The organism is Methanosarcina sp. UBA411 (assembly GCF_002495725.1).
Lineage (GTDB): Archaea > Halobacteriota > Methanosarcinia > Methanosarcinales > Methanosarcinaceae > Methanosarcina.
Window position 1 is genome coordinate 33,754 of record NZ_DAGK01000016.1, and the last position, 19,566, is coordinate 53,319.

At 37.9% G+C, this 19,566-nt stretch carries 17 protein-coding genes; 9 read left to right on the forward strand and 8 right to left on the reverse strand.

Annotated elements, in window-relative coordinates; genetic code table 11:
- Window positions 1–314 precede the first annotated feature (314 nt).
- From BP861_RS06465 to BP861_RS06475, 3 genes are all read left to right on the forward strand, one after another.
- Window positions 315–1,151 (forward strand): nitroreductase family protein, encoded by an 837-nt coding sequence (locus tag BP861_RS06465; protein WP_292373667.1) that lies wholly within the window; start codon window positions 315–317, stop codon window positions 1,149–1,151.
- A 308-nt stretch (window positions 1,152–1,459) separates the two neighbouring features.
- On the forward strand, window positions 1,460–1,714 hold the full coding sequence (locus BP861_RS06470) for a hypothetical protein (protein WP_292373669.1): 255 nt from the start codon (window positions 1,460–1,462) through the stop codon (window positions 1,712–1,714).
- Window positions 1,715–2,643: 929 nt separating this feature from the next.
- Window positions 2,644–4,047, forward strand: coding sequence for a hypothetical protein (locus tag BP861_RS06475; protein WP_292373671.1), 1,404 nt, complete (start codon window positions 2,644–2,646; stop codon window positions 4,045–4,047).
- A 992-nt stretch (window positions 4,048–5,039) separates the two neighbouring features.
- Here BP861_RS06475 and BP861_RS06480 read toward each other — a convergent pair.
- Window positions 5,040–5,558 carry an NUDIX domain-containing protein gene (locus tag BP861_RS06480; RefSeq protein WP_292373672.1) on the reverse strand — a complete coding sequence of 173 codons (519 nt, stop codon included), beginning with the start codon at window positions 5,556–5,558 and terminating at the stop codon, window positions 5,040–5,042.
- Window positions 5,559–5,780: 222 nt separating this feature from the next.
- Window positions 5,781–6,473, reverse strand: coding sequence for a hypothetical protein (locus tag BP861_RS06485; protein ID WP_292373674.1), 693 nt, complete (start codon window positions 6,471–6,473; stop codon window positions 5,781–5,783).
- 287 nt (window positions 6,474–6,760) lie between these two features.
- On the opposite strand from BP861_RS06485, the gene BP861_RS06490 reads away from it, so the two are divergent.
- Entirely contained in the window at window positions 6,761–7,390 is a 630-nt protein-coding gene (locus tag BP861_RS06490) for a UPF0228 family protein (RefSeq protein WP_292373676.1), read from the forward strand.
- A 150-nt stretch (window positions 7,391–7,540) separates the two neighbouring features.
- Here the strand turns inward: BP861_RS06490 and BP861_RS06495 are convergent, their stop codons facing one another.
- Window positions 7,541–8,194: a TetR/AcrR family transcriptional regulator gene (locus tag BP861_RS06495; protein WP_292373678.1), complete on the reverse strand. Its 654-nt coding sequence runs from the start codon at window positions 8,192–8,194 to the stop codon at window positions 7,541–7,543.
- A gap of 192 nt (window positions 8,195–8,386) precedes the next feature.
- Here BP861_RS06495 and BP861_RS06500 point away from each other — a divergent pair, with 192 nt between their 5' ends.
- Window positions 8,387–9,322 (forward strand): class I SAM-dependent methyltransferase, encoded by a 936-nt coding sequence (locus BP861_RS06500; protein WP_292373680.1) that lies wholly within the window; start codon window positions 8,387–8,389, stop codon window positions 9,320–9,322.
- 65 nt (window positions 9,323–9,387) lie between these two features.
- On the forward strand, window positions 9,388–10,977 hold the full coding sequence (locus tag BP861_RS06505) for an amidohydrolase (protein WP_292373682.1): 1,590 nt from the start codon (window positions 9,388–9,390) through the stop codon (window positions 10,975–10,977).
- A gap of 501 nt (window positions 10,978–11,478) precedes the next feature.
- Here the strand turns inward: BP861_RS06505 and BP861_RS06510 are convergent.
- The 3 genes from BP861_RS06510 to BP861_RS06520 all read right to left on the reverse strand — a co-directional run bounded on the left by BP861_RS06510 (window position 11,479) and on the right by BP861_RS06520 (window position 14,005).
- Entirely contained in the window at window positions 11,479–11,655 is a 177-nt protein-coding gene (locus BP861_RS06510) for an NUDIX domain-containing protein (protein WP_292373684.1), read from the reverse strand.
- 71 nt (window positions 11,656–11,726) lie between these two features.
- Window positions 11,727–13,490: an aldehyde ferredoxin oxidoreductase family protein gene (locus BP861_RS06515; protein ID WP_292373686.1), complete on the reverse strand. Its 1,764-nt coding sequence runs from the start codon at window positions 13,488–13,490 to the stop codon at window positions 11,727–11,729.
- A complete protein-coding gene (locus BP861_RS06520; protein WP_292373688.1) occupies window positions 13,487–14,005 on the reverse strand; it encodes a 4Fe-4S dicluster domain-containing protein in 519 nt (172 codons plus the stop codon). The genes BP861_RS06515 and BP861_RS06520 overlap by 4 nt, the downstream gene beginning before the upstream one ends.
- Before the next feature lie 765 nt (window positions 14,006–14,770).
- Here BP861_RS06520 and galU point away from each other — a divergent pair.
- A complete protein-coding gene (galU, locus tag BP861_RS06525; protein ID WP_292373690.1) occupies window positions 14,771–15,730 on the forward strand; it encodes a UTP--glucose-1-phosphate uridylyltransferase GalU in 960 nt (319 codons plus the stop codon).
- A gap of 393 nt (window positions 15,731–16,123) precedes the next feature.
- Here galU and BP861_RS06530 read toward each other — a convergent pair whose 3' ends face one another.
- Both BP861_RS06530 and BP861_RS06535 read right to left on the reverse strand, forming a co-directional pair.
- A complete protein-coding gene (locus BP861_RS06530) occupies window positions 16,124–16,438 on the reverse strand; it encodes a cupredoxin domain-containing protein (protein ID WP_292373692.1) in 315 nt (104 codons plus the stop codon).
- Between the two features lie 909 nt (window positions 16,439–17,347).
- Window positions 17,348–18,262: a PAS domain-containing protein gene (locus BP861_RS06535; RefSeq protein WP_292373694.1), complete on the reverse strand. Its 915-nt coding sequence runs from the start codon at window positions 18,260–18,262 to the stop codon at window positions 17,348–17,350.
- Between the two features lie 143 nt (window positions 18,263–18,405).
- Between BP861_RS06535 and BP861_RS06540 the strand changes: the two genes are divergently transcribed.
- Both BP861_RS06540 and BP861_RS06545 read left to right on the forward strand, forming a co-directional pair.
- Complete coding sequence (locus BP861_RS06540) at window positions 18,406–18,831, forward strand: DUF2769 domain-containing protein (protein WP_292373696.1); 426 nt, start codon at window positions 18,406–18,408, stop codon at window positions 18,829–18,831.
- Between the two features lie 484 nt (window positions 18,832–19,315).
- Window positions 19,316–19,566, forward strand: a 251-nt coding sequence (locus tag BP861_RS06545; RefSeq protein WP_292373698.1) for a B12-binding domain-containing protein, incomplete at its 3' end; no start/stop codon positions are given.

Here is a 19,566-nt window from a genome sequence, read left to right on the forward strand (position 1 = left end):
TCCCTCCGTTTGGAGATCGCGAAGCAGGCAGGAATGGTAAGGATCAAGAATCATTTTGTTTTAATCTGAAAAGCCATTATATCCGGGATTATTTTCTCTTTTTCTGAAAGGAGTCGGGTAAAAAGGTGCAAAATTAAGACATAAGAGTAATAGATTTACAATAGACTAAAATAAAGGTTAACTCGATGGAATACTGAAAATAGAAAAGAATCCAGTTAATTATGCTTTGCCCATGCAGTTATCAAATTCATGAGGTTTCACATGCAGAGAAAAAAAGAAAAGTAAATAAACATTGGCTGTTTTATGTATTTACTTTGACAGGATTTGATATAATGGCTCACATTATTGTTGATCAGGATCGCTGCACAAAATGCGGCCTTTGTGTAAAGATATGCTCTTTTGGTCTTATCGATCAGGTTGATGAAACTCATTTTCCCCAAGTTCAGGACATAAATGCTCCACACTGTATGTATTGCGGACACTGTGAGGTTTTCTGCCCATCTCAGGCTCTCATTCTGAATTTCCGCCCTGACGAAAAAGTTCTTCTGCCTGCAGATACAGGTACTATCTCTCCCGAGAATATAGGGTTTTATCTCAAGAAGCGCAGGTCAATTCGTCATTTTACCGGGGAGCCTGTGCCAAAGGAGAAAATCCTTGAAGTACTAGACATTGCCCGCTATGCTGCATCCGGAGGTAACGGGCAGCCAGTTCAGTGGCTGGTTATCCATGATTCGGAGAAAGTAAAGAAAATTGCCGGGCTCACTATCGAGTGGATGAGAACACTGCTGAACACCCCACACCCGATGAGCGGTTTTGTACCGATGCTTATTTCTGCGTGGGAACAGGGAATCGATGTTATTTGCCGGGGTGCTCCACACCTGCTATTCGCTCACATTCCTGAAGAGAGCCCGATTGCACCTATTGATGCTATCATTGCCCTCACGCATTTTGATATAGCTGCGCCGGCTTTCGAAATCGGCACCTGCTGGGCGGGTTTTGTTGCAGCGGCTGCCATGTCCTACGAACCTCTCCAGAAGGAACTCAATCTGCCCGCAGGAAGGAAAATTGCTTACGCAATGATGTTCGGCAACCCCAGGTACAAGATCTATGGAATCCCACGTAGGAAATCCCTTGAAGTGATGTGGCAGTGAGATTTTGAGGAGATTGAGAAGCTTTTGAGAAACTTTTGAGAGTTTTCCGAGAGTTAAGGAAGTTTTGAGAGATAATAAGAGGTTTTTGGATATTTGAAATATTTTTGAGTGATTGGAGGATTTTTCAGTCTCTTTTCCTCAAATACTCAGCAGCTTGTAGAATTATGTGTATTACTCCATATGACTTACCGGACGGATAGTACCGACATTGAGCTGAATTTTACCCGCTGCTTTTTTCTTCCATGTTTTAGAGAATGAGCTAATTAACATGGAAATAGTATTATAAGGAAGCAAAGGAGGTTTAGAAATTGGGCATATTAAGTAAGATTTTCGGCAAAAAAGAAATTGAAACCAAAAAGGAATCTAAAAAAGCTATAGATGAGGCAAATAGAGAGAAAACGAGAACATCTTCGCCTGCAAAGGCGTCAATCATTGATAAAGTTAAATCACAAAAAGAACAGAATGCAAAGAGGGCACCAAAGGGTAAAGCTGAACGTGCATCACAGAAAGCCGCTGAAAAATCAGCACAAAAAGCGGCACAGAAAGTAGTAAAACGCAGATAATTTGTTCTTTTTTATTTTCTTTTCCTTTTGAATCTTTCCGTAAGTGTTTTTCCTTCTGGGAATATGCACTATCTTCTTGCTAGATTGATTCGACTCTCCCAAATAAAAATTTCAATACAGACTGAAGGTACAGTTTTACTGGATTTTGCCTGCCAGGCGACGGGTTGAATAAGAGACTGATTATCTACCTCTCTGCGCGTGCCTTCGCCGCCGGCACAAGGAGGAAGTCCAGAGAAGGGCAATCTGCAAATCGAGACCCGGAAAAATCAAAAATCCGAAATTCATGTTACAAAGTTTGTTAATGTTTAGTAAATAATTTTTCTCTTAGCGTGAACGTGCTTATTTTGCAACCAGAAACTTATAAGCAAAAAGGAAAAACTGGATTTTGTTAAGCCTGAATATGAAATTGAAAAGATTGATTCTTATGACATAAGGCAAAAGATCCTCAATATTTCTTATGTTGATTGGAAGAAACTAGGGTTTTCTAAAGGTACATTGTATTATATGAAGCAGAATGCCAAGTCGGATAAGCCGTTTACTCTTAATGCTCATGTTCTGGAAAGGGTGAATAAATGGGAGGCATTGGTTTCAGGTCAAAAGTAAAATATGTATAGTTTTTACTGTTAAATGTAAAAAATGTAAATTTTACAGTAAAATAGTAAAACGGCATCAATGGGAGCTGTAAAAGGAGTGAAAATATACTTAAACAAAAAATTATCTTATTATCTTACATTCAAAATTATTATACTAAGCAAGAAGTTAATAATATTGGAAATCTGCCTTTGAATGTTAAAGTGATAGTTAATAAGCAAAATCATGTAAAACGATCACTCTTAAGCTTAACTAAAGAGATATAAGAAATGTGGAAAGGATGTTGAAGAGGAATACAGAATAATTTTATATGTGTTGGTTCAACAGATTTATAGAATATGGATGAATTCAATCTAAACCAATTTTATGAACTAGCGGCAATTTATCATTTTAATCCAGAAAGAAGAAACTTGTTACAACCATTAATAAAAAAATTATTTAGTGAAAAGATTGACAAGTTAGATATTCATAAAAATATTGTCAGTAATCCAATTTATGAAATTACAAATTCTTCGTCAAAATGTGATATCTTAGAGGATTTATTTAAGAGATATGATTTTGTAATAACATCTAATATTAACACAAAAAATGTTATTGATTATATTAATTTAAAATATTATGAATATATAGATGTTTTTCTTAAATATTACAACATGTCACTTGAAGCATTTACTTATATATCGTTTGTAATATGGAAAGACTATTTAGATAGAGTCATCCAAATTTCTGAGTTTGAAGAATATCAATTTGAAACAAAGGAAGATTATGCTAACCCGAATTATTTTGGAGTGCCCGATAAGAAATATATTGAGAATTGGAAGAATATTTCTACATTTAGATTTGATGAAATAGTGGAAAAAATTTATCCATTTAGTAAAGATGACTTTACTAAATATTTAGAGTTATATTCTTTCAATATCACAAAAATAAAAGTTGAGCTTGATTTAAGATTCCGAGAGTATCCGCTTTTTTATTATGGAGAAAAAGTTATTCTTGTTGATCCTGAGGCATTTTTCTTCTATTTACCTCATAAAATTGATATTTTACTCAGTAAAACTAAGAGCTATAATTCCACAAAAGGAAGAGTATTTGAAAACATAATTCTTGACTTAATTGATGAAATACCAATTAAAAAAGAGTTAAAGAGGAACCTCGAGTATGAAGGGTTTGAACTTGATGGTTTGCTTAATTTAAAGCATTCAACTTGGTTTGTTGAATGTAAAAGCAGAAATATTTCTACAGAATCTCTTAAAGGTAATCGAAATAAAATCCAAAAAGATATAGAAAAATCAATCAGAGCTGGGATAAAACAAGGAGAAAGAGCTATATCCCATAAAGATTCTGAATTTATATGTCATCTTGGAATAAAAAACTTTACTGGAATAATTGTTGTAGTGGAAGGGATTTTTCCAAATTTAAGGATAAAAACTCTATTACCGAATAATCCTATTGATCAATGTAAATATCCAGTTTGTGTTTTCAATTATTTTGATCTCAGAACAATTGTAAATCAACACGATGCCAATTTGTTTGAAGATTTTCTTATATGGAGAAGTCAAAAAGATATGCCAATTTATGCATTTGACGAATGTGATTATTGGGATTTTTACACAAAAATGAAACACGATAAAGAACGAAAAGGAATTTTTAAACTTGCTCAAAAAAACAAAAATATTGTACTTTACGTTGGCGATCGCTTCAATGATAAAAGATACATTTCTAAAATAAAAACGCTTAGATGACGATTAAAACAAAGTATCAATATATTTATTTTACACTATTATTGCGTTTTTTTGACTTTTATTCAGAAGAAGTTGTAAAACTAGTATGTATTTTTAATCAAGGAATTATTAGAAATTAATGGTTGTGCATAAGTTTGCACTAACGTACAAAAAATTTGAGTTACCTATTACCCAAAAGTTTAATGCGAGGAGTAAGATTCGAATCTATAAATACTGCGTAAACGGATTAAGTCCGTCGCTATTGCCAGGAACCTATTATTACAATCAAGCAGGACATAAGGCTAAGGGCATAAGGCTACGTGCAGAAAATTAAAAATTTATAGATTTACTATCGGCTGAAAAACATTTGAAAACTTTACAGATCTTTTTGAAGCAAAAATATATAGGCGAAAGGAGATGTATTTAAACACATCAAGCTATCAAAAAAAGATTTCCTTATTGTTTGAAGGAGTTTGACAATTTTCCAACAAGGATTTGAATCTCAAAAAGGTTGGTTTGGGGTTTACTTTAGCTAAATACAGGAAAATTTTACCCTATTCGAGATTATTTCATAAATTTATTAAGTTTATTAAGTTTATCAAGTCGTTGAGGGTGAAAGAATGACAAAAAAACAATTCGCCATCGCTTGTGCCTTCTTACTCATAATAGTCCATATGTTCAGGCGATGGAAACATATGCAAAAATCTCTTATTTGGAAGGGATTTTTAAGCGAATCCATGTGGGTAGAGGACTATAGAGACCTATCGAATTTCAGGAAAGTGGTTTTCTGGGTAAACTATCCTTTCTCTTATGTTAGATTTTCATATGATGTTATATGGGATCATATTGACAGATTGTGTACTATATATTCGAGAACAAGATTCGCTAAATAAAGATTGATTTCCAGAAGATTTAAACTTCTCAAAGTATAATATTCTCAGGGGTTAAAACCCCATCAGTTTTTTCAGTGGCTGAAATGAACAAAAGCGAGAAGGAAGTCGCTGTTTCTATCTTCAAAATAGTGTGGTTTGCCGGTATCTTTTTTTCTTATCCAATTTTTCTTCCTTCCGGGAGTAATTTAAGATATCCATGAGCCTGTCAATAAAACCTATCTGTCCTTTTCGGATTTTTTCCTTAGCCAGCTCGATATCGAACCAGCCTGCTTTGTCGACCTCGGGATACGCATGTACTTTCCCGGAGTTTTTTGGCCACTCAAGCGTAAATGTATTACTTACAACGTTTGTTACATCCAGGTCTTTTTCAAGAGCCCATACATGCACTATCTTGTATCCGGACTGGTTCAACTCTCCCAGATCAATAAACTTGCCGTCAACCTCAAAACCTATTTCTTCTTTAAATTCTCTTTTTGCCGTGTCCAGAGGTTTTTCATTACCTTCGGGCAGCCCTTTAGGTATCGACCACACCCCATGGTCTTTTTTTGACCAGATTGGCCCACCCGGATGAGCTAACATCACTTCGAGTTTTTCGTTCCTGAACCTGAACAAAAGAATGCCATTACTGTAAACACTCACTTTTTTACTTCCTCACCAAACTGCTTTTATCTTCCGGTTTCATGTAAACCATAGGCACTGTCATATAAATAAAAATAAGGCTGAACAGCTATTTAATAGATTATAAATAGCTTATTGCTGCATGCGTCTTACAATTGAAACTGCCCCAAGCAATGCTAAAAGCAGCCAGAAGAAGCTTGTGAAAGGAATTCTGTTTGATTCAATAGTAGAACCAAATTCTTCTTACTTACCTGCTGTTTCTATATTTGCTGTTTCTTTATTATCTGATGCTTTGGTTTCATTTGTGTTATTATTGATTTGATTAATTGTGTTCAATAATTCTTCAAGAGTAACGGTTTCATCAGGGGTTATAGCTTTTCCATCCTCTGTTAATGTATATTTACCACGGTAAAAATCTGTAACTATGAAGTGTTCAGGACCAATATTCCCGGTACTGGAGCTTTCATCTTTACTCAAATAGAGCAAAACTTTTTCGCTAGTATTGAATAGTGGATCAGCATCTGTAGTCATGCTAAAATCTCCAACCGTCCCACCGGTGACTCTTACAATAAGCTCTCTAGACGATAACGGGTTTTTCAGGTATTCATCAACACTTATAACGATGTCAGTATAAATGATGTCGTCAGGATATTCAATTTTATTAAGTAATTTGTTCGGTTTTTTTCCATCTGCCGTATTCCATCTGGGTGGAAGTTTTTCTTTAACTGTACCCATTACAATAGTATCGGAGTTGTCTTTTAACTCCTCATGGGTGTATGGTATAAAGTCTATACATATGCCAAAATCAATAGGTTCATTGCTACTGTTTTCAAGTTCAGTATTCTCATTTGAAGGATTGGACAGTACTAAAACACTTAATGTCAGTAAAGAAAGAACCCCAAATAAAAAAATTCCATATTTAGTAATATTTCTCATTCTGCTGCCTCAGCTAACGGGTTAAAAATCAGGTTTGACTTAATACCTTTAACATATTTTAATGACTTCCAAATAAATAGTTATAGGTTTTTTCCGGGCAAATTATCAAAACTCAGTGTTTTTCGTACTTTTCAAGCCATAATTATTTCCATATCTATGATTGTTTGATACTATGGAGAGAAAACTTATAAGGAGTTAACAAAAAAGAGTTTATGGAGTTTAGTGAACTTATCAAAGTACTCTCATATGAGAATGTAAAATCCCTCAATTTTTTGCGGTGATTTCCAATGATGAATAGATCTATTTATAAAATATTGTTTGTCGCTGTTTTCATTGCTTTTCTTATTCTCTTAATACCATTGGTATTATTTACTCCAACACACGTTGACTCTGAAATGTCAATTGATACGGAAAAGCCAGTTCAAGGAGTGCGAGCCGGCGGTTTATTTATAGAATTTGAAGATGGAACCACTGAGCCGGAAGTTAAAGCTATACTTGAAAACTGTAACATGACCCGAAGCTGTATCCTGGAGTATAACGTTGATTATATGGGAAATATATACTACGTAAAAGTAGATGACGATAAAAAAGATGACTTGAGAAAAGAGAAGAATTGGAATGATCCTATAAATCCTGAAATCCCTGAACCCAGATTCCCTGAAATCGAAAAGGAAAATTGTTCTTATCTCATTGTATCCGAAGAAGGTCTTAAAGATGAAACTTTTCTGAAGGTAATGGAAAAATATAATCTTCAGGTGGAAAAGTCCGTGGTGTGTTATGTTCTTTTTGGAGATGGGTCTCAGAATTGGAATAAACCAGAGAATTGGATCCCGGAAAAAGATGCAACCAGAATAAAAAATGAGCTTGAAATGAATGAAAAGATTTTGACTGTAAGCCCTGACTATATTGAAGGATAAAAATACATTGCAACTAATTATTGCAGATATACCCTCAATCCCCTTTCAAGCATTCTGGCTCTATAATTTCCATCTGAATGGCATAGCAGGAGAGCCTATTAAACTTGGGACTCTTGAAGGAATAATTGAAATTCTTCCAGGAGATTACATTCATGTTTTTGGTGAAGGATTACAATCTCTAAATCTTTTACAATTCTTAGGGCATTCTGCCTGTCCTTTTTTAATTTCGAACAAATTTTGGAGTATTTCTATCCATCGAAAACGTACCTCTTCCCAGGCAACACCAAGAAGAATAAGAACTCGCATTCCGTTGAATAGCGACACGATAGCGGCTGCAAGGGTACGCGGATCGGCATCGGCAGGAATAAGGCCTTTCTGTTGCTGTTCTGCGATTTCATGAGCTGGTTGGTCAATACCATTCTTCATCCCTTCGACCGACTTTTTCTGGACTTCAGGTTTGTGTACTGTCATCCCGAGAATCTCAAAGTATAGTGCGTGTATTTTTTTGTCAGGTGACATTAGTTGATCGAAAATTCCTATCCATTCGTCAACCGGGCATATGTCAGGGTTTCGGGTTGTTTTTATCTCACGATACTGTGTTTGCAGGTAATTTGCACTTTCTATGACTAGTTCATCCTTATTTTTAAAATAGCGATATAGGGCGGGTTTGCTGACATTAAGGCGGCGAGCAATCTCTTCCATTGTAGTGCTACAGTATCCTTTCTCATACATTACCTCTAGCCCTGCTTCAACAATCCTCTTTTTTGCCTCTTCCCTGTACTCAGGAAGCATCCTTGACAACATAATCACCGCTTCAAACTTTAGTATCAACTCATATATAATTTACCGATGGAAAACTAAAGTTACCAATGAGTAACTTTATTTACTATCAAATATTACTCATACTATTAACCGGTAAACTAGGATGAAAAACTTCAAAATAGGTGAGATATCAGGATCAAGAGACATAGAAGTAAACTCACGGAGATGAAAGTTATGGAAAAAATGGACAATACAAGAAATAAGACTTTTGAGACTGCTGAGAAGAAAAAAGGGTCAAGCATTACAGCAGAAAATGTGGCATTTGTTAGAGCTCTTGAATCGCTCAAGCCAGAAGGTGAACGCATCTGCTATGACCCTTATGCCTCCCGCTTTCTTAGCCCGCAATATTTGGTGTTTATGGAAATGGCGGCCCATGACCCTTCTAAAACTCCGTTCCCTGGAGTGCACAATTCACTTTCAGCAAGAGTAAGGTATTTTGATGATTTTGTAAAGAAATTAATAAACGAAGGTCTTGAGCAACTGATCATTTTAGGCGCCGGATATGATACCAGGGCATACAGAATCGAAGGTCTCAGGGGTAATGTAAAGGTTTTTGAGATAGATCACCCAGAAACTCAAAGCGTCAAAATTGAAAAAATCAAAGATATCTTTGGTTCGCTTCCGGACCACGTAGAGTATGTTTCAGTTGATTTCGAGACCGAAGATTTTGGCCAGCGGCTGCTGGAACATGGATATAAAAAGTCGCAGAAGACCGTTTTTATCATCGAAGGGCTCATTTACTACCTTCCACCGAAAGCCGTTGATGAGATGCTATATTTCATCTCAAAAAACTCGGAAACTGGAAGTGCCATAATCTTCGACTACGTATACGAATCCAGCATATACAGAACGAATGGAATATGCGGTGTGCAGTGTACCGCATGCAATCAGAATGAGATAAAGAATGCTACAAAAGATATGGCACAAAAGGGAGAGCCTTATAAATTCGGCGTCAAGGACGGAATGTTAGAGTCATTTATCTCTCAGCACGGTTTTTCCAGGATTTGTAACGTGACCAGTGAGGATTACAAAAAAATCTACTTCAAGGGGATCAATGAAAGTCGACCAGTGTGTTGCCTGTCTAATTTCGCCCATGCAATAGTGAAATAAGATCTGATCTAGCTGTTGCCAGGGACTCGTAAACAATAAAAAATGAGATTTTTAGGAGAGAAATTATGAATAACACTGTTAACGCAAAAAATAATTTAACTATCGCATTCAAAGGTGGTCGGATACTCACTATGGACCCGGAACAAAAATATGCGGATGCCATAGTTGTCAGGGAAGGTCAAATCGCTGCAGTTGGTGACACAAGTATCCTGAAATCGTTTCCAGATGCAGAAATTCACGACCTGAAAGACCGTGTTTTACTTCCTGCTTTCATTGACTCTCATAATCACCTTTCTTCATTTGGTTGCTTTCTCCCTACCTGGGCGAACCTAATAGGCCTAACGGAAAAGGAAGCTATACTGGAGGCTATTAAAAGACAGGCTCGAAAAGAACCGGGAAAAGGATGGGTTGTCGGTTTTGGCTGGTTCGATGCCAGAATGGGAGGAGTCGATCTGACTAAAAAAGATCTGGATGAAGTCAGTTCTGAAAGGCCGGTTCTTCTCATCCAGACTACATTCCATCAAAGTGTAGTAAATACCCAAGCACTTGAACTTCTGGGGATCAACAGAGCGACTCCTGACCCACGCTGTGGGATTATTCTCCGGGAAAGTGACGTAACACCAACGGGAGTACTTGTTGAATCTGCTCAGATTCCTGTGTTCAAACTGGTGATGGAAACTGATATCGACACACTTGCAGACCTTATCGAGGCACGTGCTAAAGAGCTTTTCCAATTTGGCATCACCGCTGTCCACGATCCGGGAGTCACACCGGATGCTGAGGCGGCATATAAAAAACTCCACGACGAAGGACGGCTTCCGGTCTCGGTGCTAATGATGCCGCATGGAGGGACTCTTCTTGATAATCAGCTAAACCATCGGCTTCAAGGACAGGTCACTGGAATGGGAGATAAAAGGCTGCGTGTGGGCCCAGTCAAGTTATTCGCTGACGGCGCAACAGCAGAAACAGTAGCCTTTTCTCTCAAAATTGGAGGGCAGACTATAAACAGCGGTAAATACCGGGATGATTTTGAGGAAATGCTCTTTTCAGCAGTTGAAAAGGGATTCCAGGTATGTGTCCATTCTTTTGGGAACGCTACAACAGATGCTGTACTTACAGCCTTTGAAAATGCTGCTATTCGGGCTCCAGCAGGATTTGAAATGCGCCCACGCTTGGAACATGTAACTCTCATAAACTCATTACAGATAAAACGCCTTGCTGGCATGGGAGGATGTGCATGTATCCAGCCTCAGTTTCTTTCCAGGGCTCAAAATACAAAACAGGTTGTGTTAGATGATGGAAAGTGGTATGCTTATGGTGACCTTGTTAAAGGAGGAGTGATTGTGGCTTCCAGCAGTGATAATCCTGGAGGATTTATGGACGCTCGTGATCCGATTCAGGGCTCTGTGATGGGATCAACTATGAGCGATGGAGCAGGCAATGTCATCTTTCCAGATCAGGTGCTTCCTTTTGAGCAGTGGCTCTGGATGTATACCGCAGGTGGCGCTTATGCTGGTGGACAAGAAAAAGAGCGAGGTATGCTGAAAAAAGGCATGGTTGCGGACCTCGTAATCCTCGAGGGCAACCTCGACCCAAAAAACCCTCCCGTTGTTGCTGAAACCTGGGCAGCAGGTAAGCGAGTATATACACGATAGGGTAAATCCGGCTCAGAACTCTGAAAGTTCTGAATATAAAGAAAAATAAAATTGTGGACGGCCATCCCACCCAAAAGAGGCTGTCCGACAATTACTATCGGTAATATCCAAAATTCGTCTTTTTCTCTTTAAAGGCTTTATATGCCTTATTTTTCACGTGTTTTTGCCCTGAAATTGAATTGTCGGACAACTTCAAAAGGATGGAGTATGCTTCGGGCCTCTCTCCTGGTTACTCGGAAATGATTTATAGTGTTCTTTAACAAGGTTTCTTTGTTCTAAGTTATTGAAACTCTGCCATTAAATCTTTGCCAGATTTTCGATCATTTTACAAAGAAGTGACGATTTAGATATTAAAGTCGAAAACAAAAAGCCAGCAAGGGTTCACTTCATCCCTTGCATAAAAGTCAGGGTATTCGTGCCCCTCCGCGATCCCATTGTAATAAATCTTTGATTCGCAAGAACTAACGAGCGTAAACGTATTACTCACAATATTGGTTACATCTAGGTCTTTTTCAAGAGCCTATACATGCACCATCTTGTATCCGGACTGTTCAACTCTACCAGATCAATAAACTCGCCATCAACCTCAAAACCTGTTTCTTCTTTTAATTCTCTTTTTGCGGTATACAGAGGTTTTTCATTACCTTTGGGAATAGAGGTAGCATTGGGAGTAGACAAGTATTCTTGATACGAGCAGGATTTCAGTAAATGTAGAAAGGATCTAATCTGCCTTCAAGAGATCTCTTAACTCAAATCCCCCTTTTTTCTCTGTATATTTCCATTGCCTGCTTGACCCTTTTTTCCTCGATCATCCCTGTAGTAGAGGGGGTTTCAAAAAATCTTTTTGGGATTTTAAGGTCTTCGAACTTGAAGCCGAATTTCTTTTTCAATGCATACTTTTTCCTGAAAATATCCTTTCCTAGTGCTTTCAATTCCTCTTCGGTTCTTTCTATTCCCAGAGCTTTAAGGGCCAGAATTATATTTTCGTATGTGTAGACATTTCTGGCAAAAAGGCAGGAAACCATACAGTTCAGGACATTGCGTCGGTCTTCTTCCTCGATTATATAATCAACAATTTGCTCATCCGAAATTGGCTGATTAAATGCTTTCTGATCTGCGGAATAAGCTGCGCTGTCGAGATGAGAGTGCCTGGCGCCTACCGTGAGTCCAAGCACGTTTCCAAGCCCTGTGTGATAACCCGGAATTTCCAGCCCCCCAAGTCGAATTGCGAAATCCTCTCCTCCGTACTTCTTTGAGGCATACTCCACCCCTTTTCCAAGGGCTGAGTAAAACTCATTTGGCGCCTGGACTACAAGGTCTATTGCTCTAAGATATGCAGCTTTATCTCCCCAGGAAAGTTTAAGCCCAAGAGTCTCATTAGTGGAAATTTCCCTGCGCTGCTGCATCTCAGTAGCCCAGGCGAGTACAACTCCCATGCTGATTATATCAACTCCGGCTTTTTCGCAGGCGTCAATCAGTTCGAGCACGGCCTCGGGATCAGCTACGCCAAGATTCGAACCGAGAGCATAGATTAATTCAAAATCATAGGAAATATTCAGAGCCTCATATTCATGCGCTTTTGAGAAGGCACGTTTTAGCATGGCTACATGGATACACCCAATTGGGCAGCCCGCGCAGGAAACCCGCCTGAGAAGATACTTTTCGGCAAAAAGCTCTCCTGAAATCGTTTCAGCTCCTTCAAAAGAGGCTGCCTGTAGATTCCGTGTAGGCAAGCCTTTGAGTTCGTTTAAAACCAGAATATTTTCGCTTGTGCCCAGGTTATGGTATTTTTCAGTAAGTCCTGTTTTCACAATGATGTCATAGAGCATGCTAACAGTCTTTCGATAGGCTTTGTGTTCAGGGCTTTTTAGCTCCTTGTTTCCGGAAATAACAACAGCTTTAAGTTTCTTTGCCCCAAAAACCGTTCCAAGCCCGAGGCGTCCGAAATGGCGATAGGTATCGACATTGACATCAGCATATGTGATCCCTCGTTCTCCTGCAGGTCCAATTCGAATTATACTGCGTCTGCCTGCACCTGGCTCGATTTCTCGCAGGATTTTTCCCACATCAATTGCTGAAGAGAGATGCCATATGGAAGATGCGTCCCTGAAGGTAACTTTGTCGTCGTGGATTGCAACATACACAGGGTATCGTGAGGCTCCTTTAATAACAATAGTCTCGTACCCTGAATAGCGCATGGACATGGCAAGATGGCCGCCTGCATAGGATTCTCCTAATTCTCCATTAAGAGGGGAGCGGAACAGTGCAACAGCCTTGGTGCAGGTAGGATATACACCAGAGAGGGGCCCTGTGCTGAGGATGATTGGCATTTCCGGATCAAGCGGGCCTGTACCTTCTTTATACTCTTCGAGCATGAGGTTTGTGGCAACTCCCACGCCTCCCAGATATTTCTCATAGAGGTCTCGCCTTTCCTTAACATAATAGCTCTGGCTGTTTAGGTCAATATATAGTACATTCTTAAGCCCCTCAATAGCATATTGCTCGGTTGTCATTTTTCCTCCCCATGTTCTTCTTCTCCATAAAGGTCTTTATGGGATGCCGTCGAGCTAACCGGGCTTGTATCTGGAGCCGGACCCGTATCAGTAATCTTTATTTCTCCGCTGTCTTCAACCTCAATCATTTCCAGAACATCATGGGGACAGAACTTCGGGCAGACGCCGCAGTGCTTACAGATTACAGCTTTTTTCTCCGCATCCAGATGGATAGCTCCCATTAAGCAGGCTTCTATGCAGTTTCCGCAACCATCACAGATTTCTTTATTGAGATTTACTCCTCCTCCTTTCCTTTTGGTAAGCGCGCCCAGCGGACAGGCCCTCATACACGGAGGATCTATGCAGGCATGGCAGACGATTTGAGAATAAGGAGTTTCGATCCCGCCACGTGTCTGGATATCAATTCGACTGTTTTTTAAAGATATGGTATCATACCAGGTTCTTGCGCAGGCCATCATGCAGGAGTAGCAGCCTATGCAGCGGGCTGGATTTGCGACCTTTAATCTTTTTGCCATTATTTCCCCCTCATATTCCTGTTTTTAGGAAGTATGCATCTCCAATTTATATATTCTGGCATTGTAGTCCAGTACAAAATCCTGATTGTAGCTTGCGGCTAATTTTGGTTTTAGAGTTTCAATTAAAATATCTCCTAAATAATAGTTTATTCCTTATATTATTAATCATATCTTTGTTAATAATTTATTCATGCCTCTTTGTATAATATTGTGAGATTCTATCGCTAAAGTTACTTTTGATATTTCTTCCAAAGGCAAAATTACTTCTTATACTGAATTTAATTATACCGTAAAGAAGTCTCTTTACATGTGAACTTATACAGCCACTTGAAGGTGAAAATAAATGGGGAAATGTGAAAGTTGTGGAAAAGAAGTTGAAAATTCAGTAACGATCAAAGGGCAAGAACTTTGCGTTGAGTGTGCCGTTAAAGCTCAAAAGGATATTGACCCCGATATTCTGAATCAGTGCATGCATATAATTCTTGCATCAAGGGAATTTTTGGTTATCATTTTTCTTTTTCAAAGTTTATCGTCTTTTTTCTTACAATGCTCCATGATTTTTTGCAAATTATATTAACTTATACTTATATTAGTTTTTTATATTACTAACTTCAGGAAAAGTAAAATGGTTACATTATAATTGAGTTTTATTTGATTTTTTGATGTCACGGTAGAGAAAAATTAATCATAAGGTAAAGTATAATTTAAATCTCATATAATTAAGAACTTTAATATCATATTTCCAAATAATTTGGAGCGTAAAACTTGACCGTTAAAAAAGCACTTATCCCTGCGGCCGGCCTTGGAACCCGTTTCCTGCCTGCCACCAAGTCAATGCCAAAAGAGATGCTTCCTATAATTGATACGCCTGTAATTCATTACGTTGTTGAGGAAGCCATAGCCTCTGGAATTGAGGATATTATCATTATCACAGGCAGGGGCAAACGAGCAATTGAGGACTATTTCGACGATTCTCCTGAACTCGAGATGCACCTTGCGAAAAAGCACAATACTGAACTTCTTAAGGTTGTCAGGGACGTTTCTTCACTTGTTGATATTCACTATATCCGCCAGAAAGAGCCCAATGGTCTTGGAGATGCAGTCCTCAGGGCAGAAAACCATATTGGAGACGAGCCTTTCGCCGTACTTCTCGGAGACGATATTATTGTGAATGACAAGCCCTGCACTGCCCAGCTCATTGAAAATTTCGAAAAATATGGTAGGTCCACGCTTGCAGTTGAAGAGGTTCCTTATGAAAAATTGAGCAGCTACGGGATTATAAAGGGAAAAACTCTCAATGATTCTCTCTTTGAAATGGAGGACATCGTCGAAAAACCGTCACCTGAAAATGCTCCTTCCAATCTTGGAGCAATAGGCCGCTATGTTTTCACCCCTGAAATTTTTGACGGTATAAAAGAAGCTGGAACCGGAGTTGGAAACGAAATCCAGCTGACTGATGGTATCCGGGTTCTTAGTAAGTCACAGATGATCTATGCCTGTAGGTTCAAGGGAAAAAGGTTCGATACCGGCGACAGATTAGGATACGTAAAATCAATAGTGGACTTTGCTCTTGAAAATGAAAACCTCAGAGACGATGTACTCGAATACCTTAGGAAGATTTTTGAATCCGAAGAAGGGATGGAACAGGGGGAAGCCAATATGATGAGAGAGTCGTCGGTTGACAATATCATAACTTTAGAGAGTGAGAAGTTCGGTGAAGAATAAGAACTGAGAGAAAAAAACAGAACTTCAAAGAAAATGAGGTGACATTATCCTAAAGTTAATATTATATTGAAATTATAACATAATTATTATATTTTTGCCGCGATATTTATAATTTTTATGAGAATCTTTAGGGAGCTTTTAAACAAAGCTTCGACATGAAGTATTTAAGAAGTTCCCTTATTCTGTATTTTTTGTGGTCAAATTTTAATTCCAAATGAAAATACGGGCAGGTCAGGCACTGTCAAGACGGATCTATAACTTTACCATCTTCGCATTACAGAAAAAAATTATACGCTAAATGCACTCTTTTAATAGTTTTACTAATTAGAGTGAATTATTTAAAAAGGAAATTTATGAATGCCGGTTTAACAATTTTGAATCTCTGTAGAGACTTTATTTTACTATGACAACGCCCTTCATGGAAGGCTCAATTGAACAGTGATAACTATAAGTTCCTTCTTTCGTGAATGTATGATCATATGAGTCCTGACTTGTTATGTTACCGGATGAGAAATCAGTCCCCACGACTGTATGATTAGTTGAATCAAGATTTGTCCATCTTACTGTATCACCGGAAGATATTGTGATTGAATCTGGATAATATTGAGAATTCTGAATCTTAACGTAATCTGTCTCGTTTTTATTCGTACACCCTATTGACAAAAATATGCTAAATAAAATAATTAAAACAATAAGCTCCGTTCTCATTTTTTCCCCACCAGATAAATTTAAGTTCCAATCGAACGATTTTTATGAGCACTTTTATCGCTGGATTTAAGAGTAAATAGTTTTTAATCTAAATAATAATAGTATCTCTAATATTTATAAAACAAGCTTTAATCGCGCATGAAAAACTTAAGCTTATTACTTATAGCTAGAGTGTATAAGTTCATAGAATGACACAAAATAATAATCCAAAAGTAACCAAATTTAAAAATTTGATTGGTGAATATAATCACCGATTTCCTTGAATTTGGTGCAGTAGAAGGGATTCGAACCTTTGATCAATTAAGGTAGAGCCTGTAAGTTGGGGATTCAGAGTAAAAAAGAGAAGATAGTTGGTCTGCTAGTTCTATTCTCTATTTATTTCGTTGGATATAGAAAAGACTAAGCTCTTGAAATTTGACCCCGAAAACAGTTAGATTACTCTTTCAAACTCCTTGTAACCGAGCCGGTTTCGGGGTGTAACCCTCTTTAGCTTTTTGGGGAACAATTTGTTCTTATATCCTTTTTGATACTTTTTCTATATATTTCCGTGTTACTCAGCATTCTTTGTTTCCAGTCCTTACACTCAGGCATTTGGAGAGGCTGCAGATCCTGCAGTTCTATTAAAACCTGCAAACACTTCTTAATATTCTCAAACATAAATAGTTATTTGTTAAGAAAGTATGAAAGCTAAATGAATATATGAAATTTCCATTACGATAGTATAGGATAGTGATTATTTGAACTATTCATTAGTATTACTTTTAAATAGTTATACTATTTATTAGTATTACATTTAAATAATATATTTACTTTTACCTTCTTGATATTATATCAACTAAGTTGATCTGTGAAAAAACTCCGGAAATAATTTAAGTTATTTAATACCCAGTCTAAATTTAAGGCTTCCAGTTAGTTTTGCCTCTCACCTTCCCGATTTCGATCTATAGGTTCTGCTCTTTTTACATGTCGGGTTACATCCTCTATAATGCCCTGGAAATGAGTAACTTCTCCTTCTTCATTGCGCTGGATAAAGGTTTTTTCGTCAATCCAGCGGACGTCAGCAGCCTGCGTAAGAATTCGATATTGACGGTTGAATTCCTTTCCTCCTTCTACACAGTTTTCCTCAAGCTCAAGTTCCACAAGAAAGAGGTCTTCTGGATGGATAATCTTCCCATAAAGGATTCTTCCAGAAATGAAATCCTCTGGAGTGTATCCAAACTGCCTGACATTCTCAGACACATACACAGTGGGCCAGTATTTTTCAGCTTTCCAGAGGAATACTACCATCGGACTATTGTTAATTACGGTTTCGAGTGCTTTCTGTTTCTCTAATAGAACTTTTTGCTTTTCCATCAGGGCTTTCTGGCTTTGAAGAGCGTTTCTCAGTGCCTTTTCGTTTTTAATTTCCTGCGTAATGTCCCTGACTATTCCCTGAAAATTATCTACATTTCCTTTTTCATCACGCTGAATAAAGGTTTTTTCTTCTACCCAGCGAACTTCCCCTTTCCCGGTAAGAATCCTATACCTCTGTATAAAGCTGTCATTTCCAGCCTCGCAGCACCGGCTAAGTTCCTTTCTAACCCTATCTATATCCTCAGAATGGACTATGTCTGCATACATTATCCTTCCTGTCAGGAAATCTTCTGCGCTGTACTCAAGCTGGGTTACATTTTCCGAAACGTATTTAGCAGGCCAGTTCTCGTTTGGGGTCCAGAGAAAAGCCATAATAAGGCTGTTATTGATTACTCTTTCCAGAATTTGCTGCCTTTCCAGTGCTTCACCAAGAATAAGTTCATCGCTTTCAGCTAGTTGATTGAATCCCATAGTTACCAACTCTCCAATAACCCTTTCGGATCCAAAAATCCTTTAACTACCGCAGCTAAAATGCACTTTTCAAATCCTTAAGCAATACATAATATATTTTGACATCTTATAAATCATGTCTTTCTTTATACAGGAGGAGTGTTTTGAGTTCCAGGCTTGCAGCAGAAGATGTAGAAGATATCGGGATAAGTAGAAAGTCCGGGGAGAAAGAATTCGATATCATACAGCAGACCAGGGAAGAATATGGAAGATATTTTGGGATCTGCAACTCATACCATCACCTTAAAGCCTGCATTTGCAAAAACTGTCCTTCCTATTCCGGCGGTGAAGGGATGTTTTGCTCTAAGGGTAAATCTTCTGGACATGGAAAAAAAGAAGGATGTCTCTGTGAGACCTGCGAGCTTTTCAGGAAATTCCGGTTTGAGGGGGAATACTTCTGCCTGAAAGCCGAAAAACCGGAACTACTCAAAGAAAAAGAAAAGCCTGAGTTTTTCCTGAAGAACTGTAGACAAACTCCTGAATATCATGAGGAGATCAGGTTCTGCATAATGGAAGAATCAAAAATGTAAGTAATAAATTCAAAGTATAAATTCAAAGTATAAATTCAAAGTAATAAATTCAAAGTAACGAGTTAAAAGTAAATGAATTAAAGTAAACGAATTTGGGGTCACCAAAACCAGAATAACCTTTGATTTTTCTTGGACTTATATTAAGGTAACCGAGTCTCTCTTTTTATTGTACAATTTGAGATTATTCTATTTCTCTTATTGGACTTTTATTTGTCGGGTCTTAAATTTTAATTCTATAAAATAGCATTGAAATTTTTAATATCATTAAAAAATCTCATAACTTGGGCTCTGTCCATTAGGGCAGTCAGATCGCACTGGCTATTCAAATGCGCAGGCAGTACTCAATTTCTCTCCTTTTTTGAAAATACTATACAGGTTGGGCTAAATAATTCAGAATTTATATAATATCCGATTAGAATTCCAGATTCATTTTTTCTCTTCAGGCACTGAAGGGAGCTTCTGGTATTCATGGAGGTATAAAAAAATGGCAACTAAAGAAGAACTTATTCAGGAGCTTTCTGATGCAGTCATCTCCTGTAAAAGAGATGTAGTGCTCGCTGCTGTCGAGAAAGCAAAAGAAGTAATGGAACCGGCTGAAATTATAGAAAAAGGGCTTTCTGAAGGCATGAATCAGGTAGGAATTCTTTTTGAGAGAGGGAAACTGTTCCTGCCACATGTTATGATGGCTGCCGATGCAATGACTGCAGGAGTCACAGCTCTTAAGGATCTTATGCC

Coding starts and splice junctions, on each gene's coding strand:
- BP861_RS06530 (WP_292373692.1), bottom strand. CDS start 16,438: ATGAGAACGGAGCTTATTGTTTTAATTATTTTATTTAGCATATTTTTG.
- BP861_RS06520 (WP_292373688.1), bottom strand. CDS start 14,005: ATGGCAAAAAGATTAAAGGTCGCAAATCCAGCCCGCTGCATAGGCTGC.
- BP861_RS06490 (WP_292373676.1), top strand. CDS start 6,761: ATGATGAATAGATCTATTTATAAAATATTGTTTGTCGCTGTTTTCATT.
- BP861_RS06495 (WP_292373678.1), bottom strand. CDS start 8,194: ATGTTGTCAAGGATGCTTCCTGAGTACAGGGAAGAGGCAAAAAAGAGG.
- BP861_RS06500 (WP_292373680.1), top strand. CDS start 8,387: ATGGAAAAAATGGACAATACAAGAAATAAGACTTTTGAGACTGCTGAG.
- BP861_RS06535 (WP_292373694.1), bottom strand. CDS start 18,262: ATGGGATTCAATCAACTAGCTGAAAGCGATGAACTTATTCTTGGTGAA.
- BP861_RS06485 (WP_292373674.1), bottom strand. CDS start 6,473: ATGAGAAATATTACTAAATATGGAATTTTTTTATTTGGGGTTCTTTCT.
- BP861_RS06505 (WP_292373682.1), top strand. CDS start 9,388: ATGAATAACACTGTTAACGCAAAAAATAATTTAACTATCGCATTCAAA.
- BP861_RS06475 (WP_292373671.1), top strand. CDS start 2,644: ATGGATGAATTCAATCTAAACCAATTTTATGAACTAGCGGCAATTTAT.
- BP861_RS06515 (WP_292373686.1), bottom strand. CDS start 13,490: ATGACAACCGAGCAATATGCTATTGAGGGGCTTAAGAATGTACTATAT.